The sequence below is a fragment of the Streptomyces sp. enrichment culture genome (assembly GCF_964272895.1).
Lineage (GTDB): Bacteria > Actinomycetota > Actinomycetes > Streptomycetales > Streptomycetaceae > Streptomyces.
This window is the reverse complement of record NZ_OZ186832.1, coordinates 5,192,403-5,215,993: the sequence shown is the minus strand read 5'-3', so window position 1 is coordinate 5,215,993 and position 23,591 is coordinate 5,192,403. Positions and strand designations below refer to the sequence as shown.

The following is a 23,591-nucleotide window of genomic DNA, read 5'->3' as shown; positions in this document are numbered from 1 at the left end:
CGCCTCCGCTAGCGGTCACCGCCGGCCGGCCGCGGGGTCAGTGTCAGCTGGATGGCGCCGGTGCGCTGGGCCTGGCCGCCGACGCCGAGCACGACGAGCTGCCCGGACGCGGTGAGCTGGCAGGACACCTGCACCTCGGAGATGCCCCAGCCCTCGGGGCCGGCCTGCTGGAGCCCGTCGAAGGCCACCCGCAGGCCGTTCAGCGTGCGGGTCAGCTGGGCGTTGAGGTCGGCGGGTTTGAACGCCTGGCGCCGCACCCGTGTCCCGTCCTCGCCCCCGCCACGGGCGAACGACTTGTCGCGGGTGTCGCCGGGACCGCCGTCGGCCACCAGGAACTCCAGCTCCTCCACGACATCCCCGGTGTACGACTCCATGCCGACTCCCCCACACTCGTTCGCCAGGTTCGGGCCGATCATAGGCCCAACAGGTGCGTGTACAGGGCCAGTCGGGGACACCCGCCCGCCGTTCGAGCAGCCGCCCGGAGTCGGGAACCGCCCTCGCCCCGAAGGGACGGTTCCCTGGGATCTGGCCGGTTTCGGCCCCCGTCGGCGGCCTTGTGGGCGTGCGCCGGGCGCGCAGGGCCGCGGGAGGGCGCGCGGGCCTCGCCGTGCACCCGGTCGAGGAGGGGACCTGTGAACGTGGCCACGGACGTACGGATCGGGCAGCGGCCGCGCCGGGTTTTCGAACGGTGGACCGGTAGTTGACCTGTTCGGCCACGGCGTGTCGATCCCGTCGGCGGCGCGCTCCGACGACACTGGGCGCGTGACTTTCTCCGGTACGTCCATGGCCGCTGCGCACGCGGCAGGGGCTGCTGCGGTGTTCCTTTCCGGACATCCGAAAGCCTCACCCGCTTCGGCCGCCCAGGCTTTGGCCACGGGGGCGGCTTCCGGCAAAGTGTCCGGAAGGGGCCTCGGCTCGCCGAACAAACTTCTGCACGCTGCGCACCAGTGACGGCGGATCGATGGGACGGCCCCGTTCACACCCGGAACGGGGCCGGTCTTGTGCGCAGACATACGCGTGAGTAGTTAACAAAGTGCCGGATTGCCCACCCGAAGAGGGTGGGAAGGCTCCTGCGGTACACCCCGCCGGTCCCGCCACAGGGACCCCGGCGGTCGCACCCGCAGGACCACTCCCCCAGCCATCCGCCCACCCACGTTGACGCGGACAGGAGCGGTGATGCCCGCCACGCACCACACGTCGGCACTCCCGACGCCCAGTACTCCCAGCGACCAGAGCACATCGAGCGCCCCGAGCGGCCCCGGCGGTCCCGTCGGCTCCGGCGGCTCCGGTGAATCCCCCGTAGGCGCCACCGCGAAGCAGGCCAGGACCCCCCGGCCGCGCTCCACGACCGCCAAGAAGGCCGCGACGCCCAAGAAGGCGGCGGCGAAGAAGGTGACAGCGGCGAAGAAGGCGACAGCGGCGGCCAAGAGCACGCCGGCCGAGCCCGCCGAGGCCGGCGCCTCGAAGAGCACGGCGTCGAAGGCCACCACCGGCAAGACCACCACCGGCAGGAGCGGGACCGGCAAGGCCACCACCGGCAGGACAACGACCGCCAAGGCCACCACCGGCAAGACCGCGACCGCCAAGGCCACCACCAGCAAGGCCGCCACCGGCAAGACCGCGACCAAACCCACCACCAGGCCCGCCCCCGCCAAGACCGCCGCCCCCAAGGCGAGGAAGACCACCGCCAGGAAATCCCCCGCCGCCAAGAAGCCCCCGCAGCCCGCCACGGCCATCGGCCGCATCCCCGTCCTCGACGTCCGCCCGGTCGTCCAGCACGGGCGGCGGCCCGCGAAGGCGGTGACCGGCGAGGCGTTCGAGGTCTCGGCCACCGTGTTCCGCGAGGGGCATGACGCGGTATCGGCCAATGTCGTGCTGACCGACCCGGACGGCAAGGCCGGTTCCTACACCCCGATGCGCGAGCTGGCCCCCGGCACCGACCGCTGGGGCGCCACGGTGACCGCCGACCGGCCCGGTCTGTGGACGTTCACCGTCGAGGCGTGGGGCGACCCGATCGCCACCTGGCGGCACCACGCGCAGATCAAGGTGCCGGCGGGCATCGACACCGGCCTCGTCCTGGAGGAGGGCGCGCGGCTGCACGAGCGCGCGGCCGTGGACACGCCGAAGGCGGACGGTATGCGCGAGGTGCTGCTCGCCGCCGCCGACGCCCTGCGCGACGAGAGCCGTCCGGCGGCCGCCCGGCTGGCGGCGGCGTTGACGCCGGAGGTGGACGCGGTCCTGGCCCGTCACCCGCTGCGGGACCTGGTCACCGCCTCGGACCCGATGCCGCTCCTGGTCGAACGCGAACGCGCCCTGTACGGCGCCTGGTACGAGTTCTTCCCCCGCTCCGAAGGCACCCCGGACAACCCCCACGGCACCTTCCGCACCGCGGCCCGACGCCTGCCCGCCATCGCCGCCATGGGCTTCGACGTCGTCTACCTCCCCCCGATCCACCCCATCGGCACCACCCACCGCAAAGGCCGCAACAACACCCTCGACCCCCGCCCCGACGACGTCGGCGTGCCCTGGGCCATCGGCTCGCCCGAAGGCGGCCACGACGCCGTCCACCCCGCACTGGGCACCATCGAGGACTTCACCTGGTTCGTGCGCCAGGCCCAGTCCCACGGCCTGGAGATCGCCCTGGACTTCGCCCTGCAGTGCTCCCCCGACCACCCCTGGGTCCACAAACACCCCGAGTGGTTCCACCACCGCCCCGACGGCTCCATCGCCTACGCCGAGAACCCCCCGAAGAAGTACCAGGACATCTACCCCCTCGCCTTCGACGCCGACATGGACGGCATCGTCGCCGAGACCCTGCGCGTCCTGCGCCACTGGATGAGCACCGGCGTGCGCATCTTCCGCGTGGACAACCCCCACACCAAGCCGGTGGTGTTCTGGGAGCGGGTCATCGCCGACATCAACCGCACCGACCCGGACGTGATCTTCCTGGCCGAGGCGTTCACCCGCCCCGCGATGATGCACACCCTGGCCCAGATCGGCTTCCAGCAGTCGTACACCTACTTCACCTGGCGCAACACCAAGCAGGAGCTGACCGAGTACCTGAGCGAGCTGTCGGGCGAGGCCGCGAGCTACATGCGCCCCAACCTCTTCGTCAACACCCCCGACATCCTGCACGCCTACCTCCAGCACGGCGGCCGCCCCGCCTTCGAGGTCCGCGCCGTCCTCGCCGCCACCCTCTCCCCCACCTGGGGCATCTACTCCGGCTACGAGCTGTGCGAGAACACCCCGCTGCGCGAGGGCAGCGAGGAATACCTCGACTCCGAGAAGTACCAGCTGCGCCCCCGCGACTGGGACACCCCCGACACCATCGCCCCCCTCATCACCCGCCTCAACCAGATCCGCAGGGCCAACCCCGCCCTCCGGCACCTGCGCAACCTGCACTTCCACCACGCCGACCAGGAGGCGGTGATCGCGTACTCGAAGAGGAGCGGATCGAACACGGTTCTGGTGGTCGCCAACCTCGACCCCCACCACACCCAGGAGGCCACCGTCTCGTTGGACATGCCGCAACTCGGCCTGGACTGGCACGAGTCGGTGCCGGTGCGTGACGAGCTCACCGGTGAGACCTATCACTGGGGCAGGGCCAACTACGTACGTCTCGAACCGGGCCGAGCGCCCGCGCACGTGCTGACCGTCCTGCGACCGTCCACCCCGCAGATCGGAGGGTCACCCATAAAATGATCGTCAACGAGCCCGTCCCGGACACCTTCGAGGACACCCCCGCCAAGGACCGGGACCCCGACTGGTTCAAGCGCGCGGTCTTCTACGAGGTTCTGGTCCGTTCCTTCCAGGACAGCAACGGCGACGGCGTCGGGGACCTCAAGGGCCTGACGGCCAAGCTGGACTATCTGCAGTGGCTGGGCGTCGACTGCCTGTGGCTGCCGCCGTTCTTCCAGTCCCCGCTCAGGGACGGCGGCTACGACGTCTCCGACTACACGGCCGTGCTGCCGGAGTTCGGGGACCTCGCGGACTTCGTGGAGTTCGTGGACGCCGCCCACCAGCGCGGCATGCGGGTCATCATCGACTTCGTCATGAACCACACCAGCGACCAGCACCCGTGGTTCCAGGAGTCGAGAAGGGACCCCGAGGGGCCCTACGGCGACTACTACATGTGGGCCGACGACGACAAGCAGTACCAGGACGCGCGGATCATCTTCGTCGACACCGAGGTGTCGAACTGGACCTTCGACCCGGTGCGGGGGCAGTACTTCTTCCACCGGTTCTTCTCGCACCAGCCGGACCTCAACTACGAGAACCCGGCGGTGCAGGAGGAGATCCTGTCGGCGCTGCGGTTCTGGCTGGACCTCGGCATCGACGGCTTCCGGCTGGACGCCGTGCCGTATCTGTACGCCGAGGAGGGCACCAACTGCGAAAACCTTCCGGCTACCCATGACTTCCTGAAGCGGGTGCGGAAGGAGATCGACGCCCACTATCCGGACACGGTGCTGCTGGCGGAGGCCAACCAGTGGCCGGAGGACGTCGTCGACTACTTCGGCGACTACCAGAGCGGCGGGGACGAGTGCCACATGGCGTTCCACTTCCCCGTCATGCCGCGCATCTTCATGGCCGTACGGCGGGAATCCCGCTACCCGGTCTCGGAGATCCTCGCCAAGACCCCGGCGATCCCCTCGGGCTGCCAGTGGGGCATCTTCCTGCGCAACCACGACGAGCTCACGCTCGAGATGGTCACCGACGAAGAGCGCGACTACATGTGGGCGGAGTACGCCAAGGACCCGCGGATGCGCGCCAACATCGGCATCCGCCGGCGGCTGGCGCCCCTGCTGGACAACGACCGCAACCAGATCGAGCTGTTCACCGCCCTGCTGCTGTCCCTGCCGGGCTCGCCGATCCTCTACTACGGCGACGAGATCGGCATGGGCGACAACATCTGGCTCGGCGACCGCGACGCCGTCCGGACGCCGATGCAGTGGACCCCGGACCGCAACGCGGGGTTCTCCTCGTGCGACCCCGGACGCCTGTTCCTGCCGACCATCATGGACCCGGTCTACGGCTACCAGGTCACCAACGTCGAGGCGTCCATGTCGTCGCCCTCGTCGCTGCTGCACTGGACCCGCCGGATGATCGAGATCCGCAAGCAGAACCTGGCGTTCGGACTCGGCTCGTACACCGAACTGCACTCCACCAACCCGGCGGTGCTGGCGTTCCTGCGGGAGCACGGCGACGACCTGGTGCTCTGCGTCAACAACTTCTCCCGCTTCGCCCAGCCCACCGAGCTGGACCTGCGGGCGTTCAGCGGACGCCATCCGGTGGAGCTGATCGGCGGGGTGCGCTTCCCGGCCATCGGTGAACTGCCGTACCTGCTGACCCTGGCGGGCCACGGCTTCTACTGGTTCCGGCTCCGCAAGGACGCCGTCTAGAAGCCCGGGGCGGGGCGGCGGTTTCCCCCGTCCCGCCCGGGGCACGCATCAGTAACACCCCGGCAGGGGAAAGGACGCACGCGATGTCGGAAGCCGTCACCCACCCCGCGAAGTTCCGCACCGGGCTGCTCGCGTCACTCGAACCACTGCTGCGTGAGTGGTTGCCGCGCCAGCGCTGGTTCGCCGGCAAGGGGCGCCCGCTCACCGGTCTCACCCCGGTCGCGGTCACCGAACTGCTGCCCCCGGACGCCCGGCTCGGCCTGTACCACCTGCTCGTCCGCGCCCATCAGCCGTCCGCGCTGGGCGCCCCGCCCCATCCGGGCGACTGCTATCAGCTCCTGATAGGCGCCCGCGAGGCCCTGCCGCCCCGCCTCGCGCCCGCGCTGATCGGCCACCTCCAGGACGGTCCGCTCGCCGGGCGCACCGTCTACGACGCCCTGTACGACCCCCGCCCCGCCGATGTGCTCCTGGAGGCCCTGCGCAGCCGGGCGCGCGTCGGCGTTCTGCGCTTCGAGGGCGAGCCGGACCGGGAGATCCGCTCGGGTCTGGTCCCCCGGCTGGTGACGTCCGAGCAGTCCAACTCGTCCGTGGTCTATGGAGATACGTTCATCCTGAAGCTGTTGCGCCGGGTCGTGCCGGGCGTCAACCCCGACCTGGAGCTGCCCCTGGCGCTGGCGCGCGAGGGGTGCGCGCGGGTGCCGGAGCCGACGGCGTGGATACGGGCGGACCTCGGCGGGGCCGCCGAGTCGTACGTCCTCGGGGTGCTCCAGCCCTTCGTGCAGGGCGCCGCCGACGGCTGGGAGCTCGCGCTGAGCGAACTGGCCAAGGGCGAGGACTTCACCGCCGAGGCGCGGGCGCTGGGCCGGGCCACCGCCGAGGTGCACATGGCGCTGGCGGCCGCGCTGCCCACGGTCACCCTCGGCCATGCCCAGCTGGAGCCGCTGGTCGGCGGCATGCGGGAGCGGCTGGAGGCCGCCGCCCAGGCCGTGCCCGCGCTGCGGCCCTACGCACCCGGCCTGCGCTCGGCCTACGACGCGCTGGCCGCGCTCGCCGCCGAGGGCCACACCTGGACCGCCCAGCGCGTCCACGGCGACCTCCATCTCGGCCAGTGCCTGCGCTCCCCCGACGGCCGCTGGTCGCTGATCGACTTCGAGGGCGAGCCCGCCAGGCCGCTGGCCGAGCGGCGCATGCCGCAGCCGACGCTGCGGGACGTCGCGGGCATGCTGCGCTCCTTCGACTACGCGGCGCACTCCGTCGGCCCGCCCGCGCCGGGCTGGGCACGGGACTGCCGCAACGCCTACTGCTCCGGGTACGCGGAGGCCGGGGGAACCGATCCGCGCACCGAGCCGGTGTTCCTGCGGGCCTACGAGACCGACAAGGCGGTCTACGAGGTGGTCTACGAGGCCCGGCACCGCCCCGACTGGCTCCCGGTGCCGCTGTCCGCGGTCCGCCGCCTCGCGTCACCCGACACGCCCTGACCCCCTCACCCCCAGACCGCGCCTAGGAGGCTCCGTCCGTGACCCCCAGCTCCCCGTCCCACGGCCCGCACCGGAAGAACACGGCCGAGGAGAAGAGCTCGGCACAGAAGATCCCGGCGCAGCAGAACACGGCGAACAGGAAGGCGGCGCAGAGGAAGGCGGCGGCCGAGCAGCCGGCGACGACCGCCCCGAGGAAGACCGGCGCCGTGCCGCGGACGGCCGCCGAGGAGACCGCCGCCGTGCCGCACAAGGCCGTCGAGGAGACCGCCGCCGTGCCGCACAAGGCCGTCGAGGAGACCGCCGTGCCCGTCGCCCCCTGCCCCGCCCTCGACCCGGCCGACCGTGAGCGGCTGCTCGCCGGGTGCCATCACGACCCCCACGCGGTGCTCGGCGCGCATCCGCACCCGGACGGTGTCGTCCTCCGTGCGCTGCGCCCGTACGCCCTGTCGGTCACGGTCCTGGCCGGCGGTCTCCGGGCCGAGCTGCACGACGACGGGGACGGCTTCTTCTCCGGTCTGCTGCCGCTGCGGGAGATACCCGAGTACCGGCTGCGGATCGCCTACGAGGGGACCGTGCTGGAGGTCGAGGACGCGTACCGCTTCCTGCCCGCGCTCGGTGAACTGGATCTGCATCTGATCGGCGAGGGGCGGCACGAGGAGCTGTGGCGGGCGCTGGGCGCCGAGCCGATGACGCACCAGGGGGTGAGGGGCACCCGGTTCTCCGTGTGGGCGCCGAACGCGCGGGGCGTGCGGGTGGCCGGCGGCTTCAACCACTGGGACGGCACGGCCTGTCCGATGCGCTCGCTGGGCGGCACCGGGGTGTGGGAGCTGTTCCTGCCGGGCGTCGGCGAGGGCGAGCTGTACAAGTTCGAGATCACCCGCCCCGACGGCTCGCGCACCCTGCGCGCGGACCCGCTGGCCCGGCGCACCGAGGCACCGCCGAACACGTCGTCCGTCGTGCACGCCTCGCACTACGAGTGGGGCGATGCCGAGTGGCTGGCCCGCCGCACCGAGCGCCCCGCGCACGAGGCACCGCTCTCGGTGTACGAGGTGCACCTGCCGTCCTGGCGACCTGGTCTGACGTATCGTCAGCTCGCCGAGCAGCTGCCCGCGTACGTCAAGGACCTCGGCTTCACGCATGTGGAGCTGATGCCGGTCGCCGAGCATCCCTTCGGCGGCTCCTGGGGCTACCAGGTCACCGGCTTCTACGCGCCGACGGCCCGGCTCGGCACCCCCGACGACTTCAAGTACCTGGTGGACCGGCTGCATCAGGCGGGCATCGGCGTGCTGATGGACTGGGTGCCGGCGCACTTCCCGCGGGACGAGTGGGCGCTGGCGGAGTTCGACGGGCGTCCGCTGTACGAGCACGAGGACCCGCTGCGGTCCGCGCACCCCGACTGGGGGACGCTGGAGTTCGACTTCGGCCGCCGTGAGGTGCGCAACTTCCTGGTGGCGAACGCGGTGTACTGGTGCGAGGAGTTCCACATCGACGGGCTGCGGGTGGACGCGGTCGCCTCGATGCTCTACCTGGACTACTCGCGCGAGCCGGGGCAGTGGGTGCCGAACGAGCACGGCGGGCGGGAGAACCTGGACGCGGTGGCGTTCCTCCAGGAGATGAACGCGACCGTGTACCGCAGGGTGCCCGGCGTGGTGACCATGGCCGAGGAGTCCACCGCCTGGGACGGCGTCACCCGCGCCACCCACCACCAGGGCCCGAGCGGCTTCGGCGGACTGGGCTTCGGGCTGAAGTGGAACATGGGCTGGATGCACGACTCGCTGGCCTACATGAGCAAGGAGCCGGTGCACCGCAGGTACCACCACCACGAGATGACGTTCTCGATGGTGTACGCCTACAGCGAGAACTACGTGCTGCCGATCTCCCACGACGAGGTGGTGCACGGCAAGCGGTCGCTGGTGTCGAAGATGCCGGGCGACTGGTGGCAGCAGCGCGCCAACCACCGCGCCTACCTCGGCTTCATGTGGGCCCATCCGGGCAAGCAACTGCTGTTCATGGGCCAGGAGTTCGCGCAGGGCGCCGAGTGGTCCGAGGCCCACGGCCCCGACTGGTGGCTGCTGGACCCGGCGTACGGCGCCGAGGCCGACCATCGCGGGGTCCGCGACCTGGTCCGTGACCTCAACGCCGTCTACCGCTCGGTCCCCGCGCTCTGGGAGCTGGACAGCCGTCCCGAGGGGTTCCGCTGGATCACCGCGGACGCCGCCGACGACAACGTCCTCGCCTTCCTCCGCCTCGACGCCGAGGGCGGCCCGCTGCTCGCGGTCAGCAACTTCTCCCCCGTGGTCCGCCCCGGCTACCGCCTCGGTGTCCCCGCGGACGTCCCCGCCTGGCACCAGGTCCTCAACACCGACGCCGCCCGCTACGGCGGCAGCGACGTCGTCCTGCCCGACCCCGTGAAGCCCGAGCCCCAGGGGTGCCACGGCCACCCGGCGAGCATCCGGCTGACCCTGCCACCCCTGGCGACCGTCTGGCTGCGCCCCGTCTAGACGGCGTCCGCCAGCGCCCTGGGCAGCCGGCCGGTGTGCAGGATGCCCAGGCGCTGGGTGGCGCGGGTGAGGGCGACGTAGAGGTCGCTGGTGCCGTGGCGGGCGGGTTCGACGACCAGGACGGAGTCGAACTCCAGGCCCTTGGCCTGGCGGGCGTCGAGGAGGACGACCTGCCGGGTGAGGTCGGGTTCGGCACCCGCCGTGACGCCCTCGAGACGGGCGGCGAGGCGGCGGTGGAGGTCGCGGGGGGCGATGATCCCGAGGCGGCCCTCGGCGGGGGCGAGTTCCCGCGCCGCCTCGGCCACGGCGGTGGGCAGGTCGTCCGTGGCGCGGATCCAGGGGCGCACGCCCGTCGCGCGGACGGAGCTCGGCGGTTCGAAGGCGGGGTGCTCGGCCCGTACGACCGCCGCCGCGAGGTCCATGATCTCGGCCGGGGTGCGGTAGTTGACGCCCAGGCGGGTGTGGACCCAGCGGTCCTCGACGTAGGGGCCGAGGATGTCCTGCCAGTTGCCGACGCCCGCCGCCTCCGCCGTCTGGGCCGGGTCGCCGACCAGGGTCATCGAGCGGGTGGGGCTGCGCCGCATCAGCATGCGCCAGGCCATCGGCGACAGCTCCTGCGCCTCGTCGACGATGATGTGCCCGAACGCCCAGGTGCGGTCGGCCGCCGCGCGCTCGGCGGCGCTGCGGTGGTCGTCCTCCTCGTGCCGCTCGGCGAACCGTTCGGCGTCGATGATGTCGTGCGCGGAGAGGACCTCGGAGGCATCGGGGTCGCTGTCCTCCTTGTCCTCGAACTCGTACGTCCGGGAGGCGTAGGACACGTCCAGCACGCCCTGCGCGTAGGCGACCTGCGTCTCGCGCTCCCGCTCCGCACGGGCCCGCGCCCACCGGTCGTCCTCGCCGAGGAGTTCGGCGGCCTCGTCCAGCAGGGGCACATCGGCCACGGTCCACTGCCGGGTGACCGGGCGGCGGACGGCGGCCGCGTCCTCGTCGGGGAGGTAGCCGACGGGATCGGCGAGGAAGTCGGCGACCAGCCGCTGCGGGGTCAGGCGCGGCCACAGCTGGTCGATCGCCGCCCAGACCTCGGGGTTCTCGGCGAGTTCGTCGCGGATCTGGGTGATGTCGGCGGCATCCAGCAGGCTGGAGCCGTCGTAGGGGTCGGTGCCGACGCGCTCGGCGTACAGCTCGGTGAGGGTGTTGAGGATGTGGCCCTCGAAGTGCTCGCGGGCCACGTTGTGCGGGAGCCTGGCGGCGCGGGTCTTCTCCCGTGCGACCCGGACCAGGCCGTCGTCGAGCATCAGGACCTCCCGGTCGTGCTCGATCGCGATCACCGGGTCGGGCAGCGACTGCCAGTCGCGGACGACCTCGGCGAGGACGTCCGCCATGCCGGCGCGCCCCTTGACCGCGGCCGCCGCGGGCGTGTCGGTCGCCGTCGCCTTCACGCCGGGGAAGAGTTCGCCGACGGTGGCGAGGAGCACCCCGGTCTCGCCGAGGGAGGGCAGCACCTCGCCGATGTAGCCGAGGAAGGCGGGGTTGGGGCCGACGATGAGCACGGCACGGCGGGCGAGCAGTTCCCGGTGCTCGTACAGCAGATACGCGGCGCGGTGCAGGGCGACGGCGGTCTTGCCGGTACCGGGGCCGCCCTCGACCACCAGGACCCCGCGGTGGGGTGCCCGGATGATCTCGTCCTGCTCGGCCTGGATGGTCTGCACGATGTCGCTCATTCGGCCGGTGCGGGCGGAGTTGAGGGCGGCGAGCAGCACCGCGTCGCCGGACGGGTCCTCGTGTCCGGTGCGCTCCTGGTCGCCGACGTCGAGGAACTCGTCGTGCAGGGCGGTGACCCGGCGGCCTTCGGTGGAGATGTGGCGGCGCCGGCGCAGGCCCATCGGGGTGTGGCCGGTGGCCAGATAGAAGGGCCGGGCCACGTCCGCGCGCCAGTCGATCAGCACCGGTGTGCGTTCGGCGTCGTCGCGGCGCAGGCCGATACGGCCGATGTGGTGGCTCTGCCCGGAGGTGAGGTCGATCCGGCCGAAGCACAGCGAGCCGTCCACGGCGTTCAGCGCGGCCAGCAGCCCCGAGCGCTCGGCGACCAGGATGTCCCGCTCCAGCCGGGCCTGCATCGGGGTGTCGCCCTGGGCGAGCGCGTCCCCGACGGACGTCTCGGTCTCCCCGCGCAGCAGGTCCACACGGGCGTACAGGCCGTCGATGAATTCCTGCTCGGCAAGAATTTCACCGCTGTTTTCACCCTTGCCTTCGAAGCTGTTTGACAATGCCACTCCCGCGCAGATATACTGTGCTCACTGAACTTCTTTGCGACTCGATCGACTTGAAGTCGCGAATCAACGAATATACGCAAAGAAATCCCCCGGGCGCAATTGCCCGGGGGATTTTCTGTGTACGGCCCCGATGTCTTCCGGAGGTCAGAGCACGTCGGCGATTTCCTCCAGCAGCCGCCGCTTGGGGCGGGCGCCCACCATCGCCTTCACCGGCTCACCGTCCCGGAAGACCATGAACGTCGGCATCGACAGCACCTTGTAGGCGTTGGTGGTGGCCGGATTGGTGTCCACGTCCAGCTGCACCACCTTCAGCCGCTCACCCTCCTGTTCCGCGAGGGCCGTCAGCACCGGCCCCATCTGCCGGCACGGCGGGCACCAGTCGGCCGTGAACTCCACCAGCACCGGCCGGTCCGCCCCGATCACCTCCGCCTCGAAATCCGCGTCCGTCACCTCTGCCACACCTGCGGCCCTGATCACAGTCCGTCCCCTCCCAGTTCGCACAACGGCGTCTCTCCCTCGGCACCGGCCAGCCGCACCCGGATCTGCGCCCGCACGGCCTGCAGCTCGCCGATCAGCGCGTCCAGCTCGGCCAGCTTGCGCCGGTAGACCGCGAGCGAGGCCGGACAGGTGTCGCCCTCCGGGTGCCCGGCGCGCAGACACTCCACGAAGGGGCGGGTCTCCTCCAGGTCGAACCCGAAGTCCTGGAGCGTCCGGATCTGCCGGAGCAGCTTCAGATCGCCCTCGTCGTACGTCCGGTAACCGTTCGCACCCCGCCGCGCGGGCAGCAGCCCCCGCGACTCGTAGTACCGCAGCGTCCGCGTCGTGGTCCCGGCCCGTGCGGCCAGCTCGCCGATTCGCATGCGTACGAACGTAAGCCTTGACCCCGGCGTCAAGGCAACAGCGGTTTGCGCTCCACCGGGGAGGTCAGCACGATCGACGTCGTCGTGCGGCCGAGGGCCGAGATCTCCTCCAGGACGTCCTCCAGATGGACCGTGTCCCGGACGGCGACCTTGAGGATCCAGCAGTCCTCGCCGACCACGTGGTGCACCTCGGTGATCTCGGGGCGCTCGATCAGCTCCAGGGTCCTGGGGTGCTTGAGGGTGTAGCCGCCGTGCGGGTTGACCCGGATGAACGCCTGGATGCCGTAGCCGAGCCGGGCGGGCGCCACCCGGGCGCCGTACCCGGTGATCACCCCGGCCGCCTCCAGCCGCCGCACCCGCTCGGTGACCGCGGCCGGACTGAGCCGCACGCGCCGCCCCAGCTCGCTCAGCTTGATCCGGCCGTCGGTCTGGAGCAGGTCGAGGATCTGCCGGTCCAGCGCGTCGAAGGCCACCGATGTTTCGCTGGCGGCGGGCCGCGGATGCCGTTGTTCTTTTGGTGCGACCGCCGGATGTCCCATGTTCTCCCCTTCAGAGCGCGGCGTGTGGCCAGGAGAATTATGGCCATGTCACAGGCACGTGAGGTACTGGTCATCGGGGGCAACCGCTACTTCGGCAAGCGGCTGATCGAGCGGCTGCTGGCCGCGGGCGACCGGGTCACCGTCCTCAACCGCGGCTCCGCACCGCCCCCGCCCGGCGCCGCCCAGCTGATCGCCGACCGCGACGAAGAGGCCGCGCTGCGCACCGCGCTCGGGCCGCGGACCTTCGACGTCGTGGTCGACCAGGTCTGCTACACCCCGCGCCAGGCGGCGGTGGCACGGCGGGTCTTCACCGGCCGCACCGGGCGTTACGTGATGACGTCCACGGTGGAGGTGTACGAGTACGAGGACTCTCTCGCGCCGGTGCCCGAGGAGGCCGTCGATCCCCGCACGGTCGTCGTGGACCCGGAACTGCCCTGGCACGACCCGGAGTTCCTTCAGGCGCACTACGGCGAGGGCAAGCGGCAGGCGGAGGCCGTCCTCGCGGCCGATCCGGCGTTCCCGTACACGGCCGTGCGCGTGGCCCATGTGCTGGGCGGCGCCGACGACTTCACCGGACGGCTCGCGCACTACGCCGACCGGATCCGCGCGGGCGAGCCGATCGCCGTGCCGGTCGACAACCAGCCGGCGACCTACATCCACGTCGAGGAGATCGCCGACTTCCTCTTCTGGACGGCGGGCCAGGATGTGACCGGCCCCCTCAACGCGGCCTCCCACGGCCTGCTGACCACCGAGGACCTGTGCGCGGCGGTGGCCGCTCACCTGCCCGGCGGCAGGACGCTCTTCCAGGAGGTGGAGGTGGGAGAGATCTCCCCCTTCTCCTTCCGCCGCTCCTACGGCATGGACAACTCCCGCGCCGTCGGGCTCGGTTTCCCCTTCTCCACCGCACGGCAGTGGCTGCCGCGTGCGGTCGCCGAAACCCTTCGAAAGGACCACTGACATGCGGTACCGCACCCTGGGCGACGTCCGGGTGAGCGCGATCGGGCTCGGCGCGATGCCGCTGTCCCTGGAGGGCCGCCCCGACGAGCGGCGGGCCCTGGCCACCGTGCACGCCGCCCTCGACGCGGGCGTCACCCTGCTGGACACCGCCGACTCCTACCATCTGCCCGGCGCGGACCCCGGCCACAACGAACTCCTCCTCGCCCGCGCGCTGGCCACCTACGGCGGCGACACCTCCGAGGTACTGGTGGCCACCAAGGGCGGCCGGGGCCGCCCGGCCGACGGCTCCTGGACCGTCGACGGCGACCCGCGGTGGCTGAAGGCCGCCGCCGAGGCGTCGCTGAAGCGGCTCGGCACCGAGGCCATCGGCCTCTACCAGCTGCACAAGCCCGATCCGTCCGTGCCCTTCGAGGAGTCCGTCGGCGCGCTGCGCGAGCTGCTCGACGCGGGCACCATCCGGCTCGCCGGGATCTCCAACGCCGACGCCGGGCAGATCCGCGTCGCCCGGACGATCCTCGGCGACCGGCTGGTGTCCGTGCAGAACCAGTACTCGCCGGCCGTCCAGGACTCCGACGCCGAGCTGCGGCTGTGCGCCGAGCTGGGCGTCGCCTTCCTGCCGTGGAGCCCGCTGGGCGGCATCTCCCGCAGCTCGCTGGACGGCCCGTCCCGGCAGCGGCCCGAGCCCCGGTTCGCGGCCTTCCACGCCGTGGCCGCCGAGCGCGGGGTCAGCCCGCAGCGGGTGTGCCTGGCGTGGCTGCTGCACCGGTCGCCGACGGTGATCCCGATCCCGGGCGCGAGCCGTCCGGAGACGATCCGGGACTCGGCGGGGGCGGCCGAGCTGGACCTGTCCGCGGAGGAGCGGGAGCGGCTGGACAGGGCGGTTCGGGCCGGCTGATCGCGCGGCTCGGTCGCCGCCCTCTCCCTCGCCGGTCTCTCCGTCGCCGTCCCCTGCTCGCCGCCCTCTCCCTCACCGGCCTCTGCGTCGCCGTCCCCTGCTCGCAGCCCGCTCAGCCGCCGTCCTCCCCGTCGCCGTCCCGCTGGTCCTCGTCCGCCTGATCGCCCGGCACGCCCAGCAGGCGCCGGGTCAGCCGGTCCCGGTCCGACAGCAGCTCGTCGAGGGCGGCCCGTACATCGGCGGCTTCGGTACGAGGGGACTCGCGCTCGGCGCCGATCAGCACCGCGCGCCGTACCAGCTCCTTGGTGAAGGACGCCGTCATGCCCTCGGTGCGGGCGACCACCTCGGCGGTGATCTCCTCGTCCAGGCCGAGCCCGGTGCCGTACAGCTGGAGCAGCCGGGCGCGGCCGGCGGCGTCCGGCAGGGGGATCTCCACGGCAAGGTCGACGCGGCCGGGGCGCTGGATCAGAGCCGGTTCCAGGAGGTCGGCGCGGTTGGTGGTGAGCAGGAAGGCCACGTCGGCGTCGTCGCCGAGGCCGTCCATCTCGTTCAGCACCTGGAAGAGCAGGGGCTGTTCACCGCCGCCGTGGTCACGGGACTCGGCGATCAGATCGCAGTCCTCCAGCACGACGAGGGCGGGCTGGAGCATCCGGGCGAGGGCGCAGGCCGGGCCGATGGCGTCGATGCTCTCGCCGGAGAGGATGACGACCGTGAACTCCTGGAGGTGGGACAGGAGATAGCGCAGGGTGTGCGTCTTGCCGGTGCCGGGCGGGCCGTAGAGCAGCAGGCCGCGGCGCAGGTGCTGGCCGGCGGCGCGCAGTTGTTCGCGGCGCCGGGCGACGCCCACGACCTGGCGTTCCACGCGGTCCAGCAGGCCGTCCGGGAGGACGATGTCGGCGCGGGTGAGGGCGGGGCGGCGGTGGAAGCGGAAGGGGCCGAGGCCGTGGCCGAACTCCGAGCCCTCGAAGGACAGCACCTGGCCGCGGAAGATGTTGTGCGCGCGGACCAGGGCGTCCAGTTCGGCGAGCATGCGGTCGCCGAACTCCTTGTCCTGGGCGAGGACCTCGACCTCGACCTTGTTGCGCCCGTACTCGTCCTGCGGGCCGCGCAGCAGCACGGCGAACCGTTCGCCGTCCTCGGTGCCGAGGTAGAACCCACAGGACACGCAGGCCAGTTCGGCGTCCGGCGAGACCGGCAGGTGGGCGTAGTCGACGGCTCCGACGGTGAACCGGTCGTAGCGGTCGGCCGCCTCCAGGATGTCGCCGAGGGTCAGCTCTCCGTGGTGCTGGGCGCCGCGCATGCCGATGAGCTCGTAGGAGCGGCCCTCGCCCTGGAACCAGCGTTCCAGGGCGAGATGGACGTTGGGCAGGTCGTAGGGCGGGTACGCCGCCTTCACCACCGGCCGGTCCGCGGGTGCCGCGCCCAGATGCTCACGCAGCCGGCGGCTGAGGTCGCGGCCGGGTTCGGTGTCCTTGCGCTGCGGGCGGGCCACCGCCATGAGGAACTCGCCGAACAGCTCGGCGATCTCGTCGATCGACAGCGGCGAGGGCGCCCGGTCCGGCCCGTACCGCGCCGCGTACTCGTCCGAACTGACGATCTCGACCCCGCTGGAATCCGTCATGCCGTCTCTCCCCGTGTCGCCGGTCGGTCGTTCCGGTGCCTCCAGCCTGCGGGTGCGGTGACGGACGGGTCAAAGGCATTCGGGGCTACCGCCCCTCAAGCTCCTCGTCGCAGTGGCTGTCGTGCCGGACCCGGAACCGCCTCAGCTCCTCGCCGCCCCGCTGTGCCGTCTCCGCGACCCGCTCGACGTACTCCTCCCGCGGCGCGCCCGGCGTGACGCGGGCCCAGGTCCCGCGGCCGGTGTCCGGACGGTCAGCCGTGCGGGTGGTCACCGCCCGGTGGGCGTGAGCTCCCGCTCCGTCTGCGCCTCGGCTTCCCTCGCGCTGCCGCGGCGGCCCGGCAGCAGCACCGCCACCAGCGCCGTCCCCACACCCAGGACCACCGCGCCGACCAGGCTGGTGTGGGCCACCGCCTCGGAGAAGGAGGACCCGACGGCGTCGGCCATCTGCCGGGCACCCTCGGCGAGTTGCTGCGCCTGCCCCTTCAACTGGGCGGCCTGCTGCGGGTCGGTGACCTTCGACGCCTGCCCGGCGAGTTCGCGGGCCCGGTCGCCGATGCCCTGGGCCACCGCGTAGCCGGCGCCCACGGAGTCCTGGGCGGTGCCGAGCGCGTCGGCCGGGAGCCGGGTGCCGCGGGTGGCGTCGGCGAGGTGGTCGGAGTAGGACGTGGCCAGCAGGGAGCCGAGCACGGCGATACCGAGGGAGCCGCCGAGTTCGATCGAGGTGTCGTTCACCGCGCCGCCGACGCCCAGTTCGGACTCGGGGAAGGCGCCCATGATCGCGTCCGTGGCCGGCGAGAGCGCGAGGCCGATCGCCAGTCCCAGGACGACGAGGGGTGCGACGAAATCGCCGTACGAGGATCCGGCGTCGATCTGCGTCAGCAGCGCGAGGGCCGCCGTGCCGCCGACCATGCCCGCGGTGACCGTCCACTTCATGCCGACCCGCGGGGTGAGCCAGCCGGTCAGCGCCGAGCCGGCGAAGACCGCGCCGGCCAGCGGCAGCATGCGCAGTCCGGTCTCCAGGGCGGTGTAGCCGAGGACGAACTGCAGGTGCTGGGTGAGGTAGTAGAAGGCGCCGAAGACCGCCAGGAAGAACAGCGCGACGGCGAGGTTGGAGCCCGCGAAGCCGCGGTCGGCGAAGCGGCGGACGTCGACGACGGGGCGCGGGTGGCGCAGCTCCCAGAGCACGAAGAGGACCAGCCCGGCACCCGCCACGACCGCGGCCGCGATCGCCTCGGCGCCCCAGCCGAAGTGCGGACCCTGGATGATCATGTAGACCAGCGCGCCGATCCACACCACCGACAGCAGTCCGCCGACGTAGTCGATCCGCCCGTGCCCCTCGGCCCTGGACGGCGGTACGAGGACGAGGGCGGCGAGCAGCGCGACGGCGGCGACGGGCACGTTGATCAGGAACGTGGACGTCCAGGAGTGGTCCTCCAGGAGCACGCCCGCCACCAGCGGACCGGCCGCGATGGCCACACCCGAGGTCGCCGTCCACATCGTGATCGCCTTGGCCCGCTCCGCCCGCGGGAAGGTCGCCGCCAGCAGGGACAGCGTCGCCGGCATGATCATGGCCGCGCCGACACCCATGACGGCCCGGGCCGCTATGACCGTCCCCGAGCTGTCGGCCAGGGAGCCGAACACCGCGCCGCCGGCGAAGACCACGAGGCCGAGCAGCAGAGCCCCGCGGCGGCTGTACTTGTCGCCGATCGCGCCGAGCAGCAGCATCAGCGCGGCGTAGGGGACGGTGTAGCCGTCGATCACCCACTGCAGATCGGAGCTGGACAGCCCCAGGTCACGGGTCATGTCGGGCGCGGCGACGGTGAGGGCGGTGTTCGCCATCACGATGATCAGCAGGCTCAGACAGAGCACCACCAGGGCCCACCAGCGGCGGCGGTAGGGGCCCTCCATCCGGTCCACCGGCTGGTCGAGGACGAGTCGCATGGCAGGGATCGCCTTCCTGGGTCGTACACGGCATGGGCTGCACCTGTGGGGTGCAGGACGGATCGCGGACGCGGCCGCGACCACGGGTTGCACATGGATGTGCAATTGCTCAACACTGTGCAATGTACGACCACTGCACAGCGGTGTGCAAATAAAGGGGTGTGCAGAATGGCTGCCATGACCACGAGCAGCACCAGCCGCGCCGACGCCAACCGGCGGCGCATCCTCGACGTCGCCCTCACGGAGCTGCTCCGCGACCCCGACGCGTCCATGGACCAGATCGCCCGCGCCGCGGGCGTCGTACGCCGGACGGTGTACGGGCATTTCCCGAACCGGGAGGCGCTGATCTCCACGCTGGTCGACGAGGCGGTGCGGGCGGTCGAGGCCGTCCACACGGCGGCCCGCGCGGGCGTCACCGATCCGGCGGAGGCCGTGGCCCGGTCCGTGCTCGCGATCTGGGACATCGCCGACCGCTACCGGCTGCTGAGCGCCCTGGCCCAGCGCACGGTCACCATGCAGGGCATCCGCGAACGCCTCGGGCCCCTGCGCCGCGAGGCCGTCGCCCATCTCCAGCAGGGCCTGGACTCGGGCGTCTTCGCCTCCCCGCTGCCGGCCCCGGCCCTGGCCTATGTGCAGGAGCAGACGATCTTCGCGCTGATGGAGGCGGTCAACGACGGCCTCCTGGACACCCGCGACGCGGGCCCGGCGGCGGCGGTCACCGTCCTGACCGGCGCGGGGTACCCGGCGGGGCGGGCCGCGGAACTGGTGGAGCGGCTGAACAGCTGAGCGCCTGGGCCGGGCGGGCGGGCGGGCGGTCCCACGGGCGCCGCACATCCCACCGGCACCGCGCCCCCCGTACCGCCGGCACCGCGCCCCACCGTCCGGGCGCGCATCCCGTCGGCACGGCGCAGCACATCCCGCCCCGCACCGCGCGTGCCCCCTGGTTCGGCTACACCCCGTTGGACGACGTCGGGGAGGCGGCGCCGGGGCACCTGGCGCGGGGCCCTCGGTGATACGACCGGACGCCCGGCCCCGGTTCAGGCGGGGCCGGGCGTCCGGCGTGTGAGGGGAGCGGGCGTCCGGCGCGGGGGTGCGGGCGGGGCCCGGTGTCCGCGCGGCGGACGCGGCGGGCTCAGGTCTTGGCCAGCTCCTTCTCGCCCTCCGCACGCGGTTCGCGCACCTCGCCGGAGGCCGCCGCGTGGTCGTCGAGGAGCGTCTTCTCGTCGAACGGCAGCCGGCCGGCCAGCACCTCCCCCACGCGCTCCTTGTCGATCTCCTTGGTCCAGGTGCCGACCAGCACCGTGGCGACGGCGTTGCCCGCGAAGTTGGTCAGGGCGCGGGCCTCGCTCATGAAGCGGTCGATGCCGACGATCAGGCCGATGCCGTCCACCAGGGCGGGCTTGTGCGACTGGAGACCGCCCGCCAGCGTGGCCAGGCCCGCGCCGGTGACACCGGCCGCGCCCTTGGAGGCGACCAGCAGGAAGAGCAGCAGCGGGATCTGCTCGCCGACGGACATCGGGGTGCCCATGGCGTCGGCGATGAACAGCGAGGCCATGGTCATGTAGATCATGGTGCCGTCGAGGTTGAAGGAGTAGCCGGTCGGGACGGTGATGCCGACCACCGGCTTGCTGACGCCCAGGTGCTCCATCTTGGCGATGAGGCGAGGCAGCGCGGACTCGGACGACGACGTCGACAGGATCAGCAGGAACTCGCGGCCCAGGTACTTGAACAGCGTGAAGATGTTCAGGCCCGCGACGACCCGGACCAGCGCGCCGAGCACCAGGAAGACGAACAGGAAGCAGGTGACGTAGAAGCCGAGCATCAGTACGGCCAGGCTCTTGAGCGCGTCCAGACCGGCGGAGCCGGTGACGGCCGCGATGGCACCGAACGCGCCGAGGGGTGCGGCCCACATCACCATCGCGAGGATGCGGAAGACCAGGCGCTGGATGTGCTCGACGCCGCGCAGGACCGGCTGCCCCGCGTCGCCCATGGCCTGCAGCGCGAACCCGGCGAGCAGTGCGATCAGCAGGGTCTGCAGCACCTCGCCCTCGGTGAAGGCGGAGACCATCGTGGTCGGGATGATGCCCAGCAGGAACTCGGTGGTGTCCTTGGCCTCGGCCGACACCTGCGCCTGCCCGGTCTCCTTGACCGCGTCGGTCACCGCGAGGCTGCTGCCCGGCTCCAGGATGTTGCCGACGACCAGACCGATGGCGAGGGCCACGAACGACATCGCCAGGAAGTAGACCAGCGCGATGCCGCCCACCGCGCCGACCTTGGCGGCCTTGCGCACGGAACCGATGCCCAGCACGATCGTGCAGAAGATGATCGGCGCGATCATCATCTTGATCAGGTTCACGAAGCCGGTGCCGATGGGCTTCAGCTCGACCGCGAAGTCCGGGGCGATCAGGCCCACGGCGATACCGAGGGCGACCGCGACGATCACCGCGATGTACAGGTAGTGGGTGCGGTCCCGTTTCACTGCGGGTGCCGTTTCGGGGGTACTGGCGGCCACGGCTGCCCTCCTTGACGTCTGCGTCGGTATCACCGGCGTGCGGCTCACGTCCGGGCGTGGGGGAATGCCGTGACTATCTCCCGGCCTGTGAGGCCGGTCACCCTTCCGTTCATTTCGTTCACGCGATCGCTCATTTACAGCGGCGCCGCTCCCCGAGGCACACTGACGGCATGCGTCCCCGCCTCCCGAGACCCCGCAGCCTGGCCGGTCAGCTGTTCGCCGTGCAGGCCGTGCTGCTCGCGGTCGTGGTCGCGGGTTACGCCCTGTTCACCTACGTCAGCGACCGCAGCCAGGCCGAGGAGGCGGCCGGCCGGCAGGCCATGGCGGTGGCCCGCGCGGTGGCCGACGCGCCCTCGGTGCGCGCGGCGATCAGCACCCCCGACCCGACCGCGCAGCTCCAGCCGTACGCCCTGGCGGTGGTCCGGGACGCCGACGTCGACTTCGTCACGATCATGAACCCGCAGGGCATCCGCTGGACGCACCCCGACGAGGCGCAGATAGGGAAGCGCTTCCTCGGCCATATCGAGCCCGCCCGGCGGGGCCGCTCCTTCACCGAGACCTACACCGGCACCCTCGGCCCGTCCGTGCGCGCGGTGACCCCCGTCACCGACGGTGGCCGGGTGATCGGCCTGGTCAGCGCGGGCATCAAGGTCGAGGCGATCAGCAAGCGGGTGTCGGAGCAGCTCACCGCGCTGATCGGGGTGGCGGCCGGGGCCCTGGCACTGGGCGGGATCGGCACGTACGTGGTCAACGCGCGGCTGCGGCGGCACACGCACGGCATGAACGCCACCGAGCTGAGCCGGATGCACGACTACCACCAGGCCGCCCTGCACGCGGTGCGCGAGGGGCTGCTGATGCTGGACGGGCAGTACCGGGTGGCGCTGATCAACGACGGTGGGCGGGAACTGCTCGGGGTGTCCGGGGAGGTCGTCGGCCGCTCGGTGGCCGAGCTGGGGCTGCCCGCGCCGCTGACGGGAGCGCTGCTGTCCTCCGAGCCACGGGTGGACGAGGTGCATCTGACGGCGGACCGGGTGCTGGTGGTGAACACCTCGCCGGTCTCCGGCGGCGAGCGGCGCGGCACGGTCGTCACGCTCCGGGACGTCACCGAACTGCAGTCCCTGATGGGCGAACTGGACTCCGAACGCGGCTTCACCCAGGCGCTGCGCTCCCAGGCGCACGAGGCGGCGAACCGTCTGCACACGGTCGTGTCCCTGATCGAACTCGGCCGCGCCCAGGAGGCCGTGGACTTCGCGACGGCCGAACTGGAGCTCGCGCAGGCCCTGACCGACCAGGTGGTCGCGGCGGTCGGCGAGCCGGTGCTGGCGGCGCTGCTGCTGGGCAAGACCGCGCAGGCCAACGAGCGGGGCGTGGAGCTGGTGGTGTCGGAGGACAGCCGCCTTGACGACGGCCTGCTGCCGCCGTCCCTGCCCGCGCGCGACCTGGTGACCGTCCTCGGCAACCTGATCGACAACGCCGTCGACGCGGCGCAGGGCAGTGCGCGGGCCCGCGTGACGGTGTCGGCGTACACGGAGAGCGGCGCCGAACTCGTCCTACGGGTCTGCGACACGGGGTCGGGGGTGGATCCCGCGCAGGCCGAACGGGTCTTCCAGCGCGGCTACTCGACCAAGCCGGCCGGGCCGGGCGGGCGGGGCCTGGGGCTGGCGCTGGTACGGCAGGCGGTCCACCGGCACGAGGGGAGTCTGACGGTGACGGAGGCCGCGGGCGGCGGTGCGGTGTTCGAGGTGCGGCTGCCGTTGCGGACGGCCCGGATCGCCGGGGGGCGGGTGTGACCGGCGGGGAGCCCATCAGAGTGCTGGTCGTGGAGGACGATCCCGTCGCCGCCGACGCGCATGTGATGTACGTCGGCCGGGTGCCCGGTTTCGTCGCCGTCGGCAAGGCCCACACCGGCGCGGAGGCCCGGCGGGCGCTGGAGCGGACACCGGTGGACCTGCTGCTGCTCGACCTCCACCTCCCGGACGTCCACGGCCTGCACCTGGCCCGCTCCCTGCGGGCCGCCGGCCACCACGCGGACGTCATCGCGGTGACCTCGGCGCGGGACCTCGCGGTGGTCCGGGAAGGGGTGTCGCTGGGAGTCGTGCAGTACGTCCTGAAGCCCTTCACCTTCGCGACCCTGCGGGACCGGCTGGTGCGCTACGCCGAGTTCCGGGCGGCCGCGGGCGAGGCCAGCGGGCAGGACGAGGTGGACCGCGCCCTGGCCGCCCTGCGCGCACCGGGGCCCGCGGCACTGCCGAAGGGGCTGAGCGCGCCGACACTGGAGCGGGTGACCGTCGCCCTGCGGGAGGCCGAGGAGGGGCTCACCGCGGCGCGGGTCGCGGAGACCGTGGGCATCTCACGCATCACGGCCCGCCGGTACCTGGAGCACCTGGTGGACGCGGGCCGTGCGGGGCGCAGCCCGCTGTACGGGCAGGTGGGAAGGCCCGAGCTGGTGTACCGCTGGCTTCGCGGAACGGCACGCTAGACGGCGCCGCCGCACGGCACCCTCCGCAGCACGCCGAACGGTGCCGGTCCTCGCCGTAGCGCGTCACGCGGGAATCGGTGCCGGTCCCCGCCGGGCCGCGTCACGGGGCAATCGGTGCCCGTCCCAGCCGTATCGC

18 protein-coding genes and 1 pseudogene are annotated in these 23,591 nt (G+C 72.2%); 10 read left to right on the top strand and 9 right to left on the bottom strand.

The window, feature by feature from the left end:
* Nucleotides 1–8: 8 nt before the first annotated feature.
* A complete protein-coding gene (locus ACSU6M_RS23720) occupies nt 9–374 on the bottom strand; it encodes a Pepco domain-containing protein (protein ID WP_437072138.1) in 366 nt (121 codons plus the stop codon).
* Between the two features lie 304 nt (nt 375–678).
* Between ACSU6M_RS23720 and ACSU6M_RS23715 the strand changes: the two are divergent.
* From ACSU6M_RS23715 to glgB, 5 genes and pseudogenes are all read left to right on the top strand, one after another.
* Nucleotides 679–951 (top strand): annotated as a pseudogene (locus ACSU6M_RS23715) (S8 family serine peptidase); the annotation flags it as partial.
* A gap of 225 nt (nt 952–1,176) precedes the next feature.
* Complete coding sequence (locus tag ACSU6M_RS23710) at nt 1,177–3,702, top strand: alpha-1,4-glucan--maltose-1-phosphate maltosyltransferase (protein WP_437072137.1); 2,526 nt, start codon at nt 1,177–1,179, stop codon at nt 3,700–3,702.
* Nucleotides 3,699–5,399 carry a maltose alpha-D-glucosyltransferase gene (treS, locus tag ACSU6M_RS23705; protein ID WP_437072135.1) on the top strand — a complete coding sequence of 567 codons (1,701 nt, stop codon included), beginning with the start codon at nt 3,699–3,701 and terminating at the stop codon, nt 5,397–5,399. The genes ACSU6M_RS23710 and treS overlap by 4 nt, the downstream gene beginning before the upstream one ends.
* An 83-nt stretch (nt 5,400–5,482) precedes the next feature.
* Nucleotides 5,483–6,877, top strand: coding sequence for a maltokinase N-terminal cap-like domain-containing protein (locus ACSU6M_RS23700; protein WP_437072133.1), 1,395 nt, complete (start codon nt 5,483–5,485; stop codon nt 6,875–6,877).
* Nucleotides 6,878–6,915: 38 nt separating this feature from the next.
* The gene (gene glgB / locus ACSU6M_RS23695) at nt 6,916–9,378 is read left to right on the top strand and encodes a 1,4-alpha-glucan branching enzyme (protein ID WP_437072131.1); all 2,463 of its coding nucleotides are present in this window, start codon (nt 6,916–6,918) and stop codon (nt 9,376–9,378) included.
* On the opposite strand, the gene ACSU6M_RS23690 is transcribed toward glgB, so the two are convergent.
* The 4 genes from ACSU6M_RS23690 to ACSU6M_RS23675 all read right to left on the bottom strand — a co-directional run bounded on the left by ACSU6M_RS23690 (nt 9,375) and on the right by ACSU6M_RS23675 (nt 12,984).
* Nucleotides 9,375–11,603: a HelD family protein gene (locus ACSU6M_RS23690; protein ID WP_437075325.1), complete on the bottom strand. Its 2,229-nt coding sequence runs from the start codon at nt 11,601–11,603 to the stop codon at nt 9,375–9,377. The two genes, glgB and ACSU6M_RS23690, sit on opposite strands and share 4 nt — an antisense overlap.
* Nucleotides 11,604–11,795: 192 nt before the next feature.
* The gene (trxA, locus tag ACSU6M_RS23685) at nt 11,796–12,110 is read right to left on the bottom strand and encodes a thioredoxin (protein ID WP_437072129.1); all 315 of its coding nucleotides are present in this window, start codon (nt 12,108–12,110) and stop codon (nt 11,796–11,798) included.
* A gap of 14 nt (nt 12,111–12,124) precedes the next feature.
* Nucleotides 12,125–12,511 (bottom strand): MerR family transcriptional regulator, encoded by a 387-nt coding sequence (locus ACSU6M_RS23680; RefSeq protein WP_437072127.1) that lies wholly within the window; start codon nt 12,509–12,511, stop codon nt 12,125–12,127.
* Nucleotides 12,512–12,540: 29 nt separating this feature from the next.
* Complete coding sequence (locus ACSU6M_RS23675; protein ID WP_437072125.1) at nt 12,541–12,984, bottom strand: Lrp/AsnC family transcriptional regulator; 444 nt, start codon at nt 12,982–12,984, stop codon at nt 12,541–12,543.
* 111 nt (nt 12,985–13,095) lie between these two features.
* Here ACSU6M_RS23675 and ACSU6M_RS23670 point away from each other — a divergent pair, with 111 nt between their 5' ends.
* Both ACSU6M_RS23670 and ACSU6M_RS23665 read left to right on the top strand, forming a co-directional pair.
* Nucleotides 13,096–14,007 carry a reductase gene (locus tag ACSU6M_RS23670; protein ID WP_437072123.1) on the top strand — a complete coding sequence of 304 codons (912 nt, stop codon included), beginning with the start codon at nt 13,096–13,098 and terminating at the stop codon, nt 14,005–14,007.
* A gap of 1 nt (nt 14,008) precedes the next feature.
* Nucleotides 14,009–14,902, top strand: a complete 894-nt coding sequence (locus tag ACSU6M_RS23665; RefSeq protein ID WP_437072121.1) for an aldo/keto reductase — start codon at nt 14,009–14,011, stop codon at nt 14,900–14,902.
* A 112-nt stretch (nt 14,903–15,014) separates the two neighbouring features.
* On the opposite strand, the gene ACSU6M_RS23660 is transcribed toward ACSU6M_RS23665, so the two are convergent.
* The 3 genes from ACSU6M_RS23660 to ACSU6M_RS23650 form a co-directional block, all read right to left on the bottom strand.
* Entirely contained in the window at nt 15,015–16,523 is a 1,509-nt protein-coding gene (locus ACSU6M_RS23660; protein WP_437072119.1) for an AAA family ATPase, read from the bottom strand.
* Nucleotides 16,524–16,608: 85 nt separating this feature from the next.
* Nucleotides 16,609–16,794: a hypothetical protein gene (locus ACSU6M_RS23655; protein WP_437072117.1), complete on the bottom strand. Its 186-nt coding sequence runs from the start codon at nt 16,792–16,794 to the stop codon at nt 16,609–16,611.
* The gene (locus ACSU6M_RS23650) at nt 16,791–18,464 is read right to left on the bottom strand and encodes an MFS transporter (protein ID WP_437072115.1); all 1,674 of its coding nucleotides are present in this window, start codon (nt 18,462–18,464) and stop codon (nt 16,791–16,793) included. The genes ACSU6M_RS23655 and ACSU6M_RS23650 overlap by 4 nt, the downstream gene beginning before the upstream one ends.
* A gap of 168 nt (nt 18,465–18,632) precedes the next feature.
* On the opposite strand from ACSU6M_RS23650, the gene ACSU6M_RS23645 reads away from it, so the two are divergent.
* Nucleotides 18,633–19,250, top strand: coding sequence for a TetR/AcrR family transcriptional regulator (locus ACSU6M_RS23645; protein ID WP_437072113.1), 618 nt, complete (start codon nt 18,633–18,635; stop codon nt 19,248–19,250).
* A gap of 346 nt (nt 19,251–19,596) precedes the next feature.
* Here the strand turns inward: ACSU6M_RS23645 and ACSU6M_RS23640 are convergent, their stop codons facing one another.
* Nucleotides 19,597–20,976, bottom strand: coding sequence for a cation:dicarboxylate symporter family transporter (locus tag ACSU6M_RS23640; RefSeq protein WP_437072111.1), 1,380 nt, complete (start codon nt 20,974–20,976; stop codon nt 19,597–19,599).
* A 170-nt stretch (nt 20,977–21,146) separates the two neighbouring features.
* Here ACSU6M_RS23640 and ACSU6M_RS23635 point away from each other — a divergent pair, with 170 nt between their 5' ends.
* Nucleotides 21,147–22,766, top strand: a complete 1,620-nt coding sequence (locus ACSU6M_RS23635) for a sensor histidine kinase (protein WP_437072109.1) — start codon at nt 21,147–21,149, stop codon at nt 22,764–22,766.
* Nucleotides 22,763–23,455 carry a response regulator gene (locus ACSU6M_RS23630; RefSeq protein ID WP_437072108.1) on the top strand — a complete coding sequence of 231 codons (693 nt, stop codon included), beginning with the start codon at nt 22,763–22,765 and terminating at the stop codon, nt 23,453–23,455. The genes ACSU6M_RS23635 and ACSU6M_RS23630 overlap by 4 nt, the downstream gene beginning before the upstream one ends.
* The last annotated feature ends 136 nt before the right edge of the window (nt 23,456–23,591 follow it).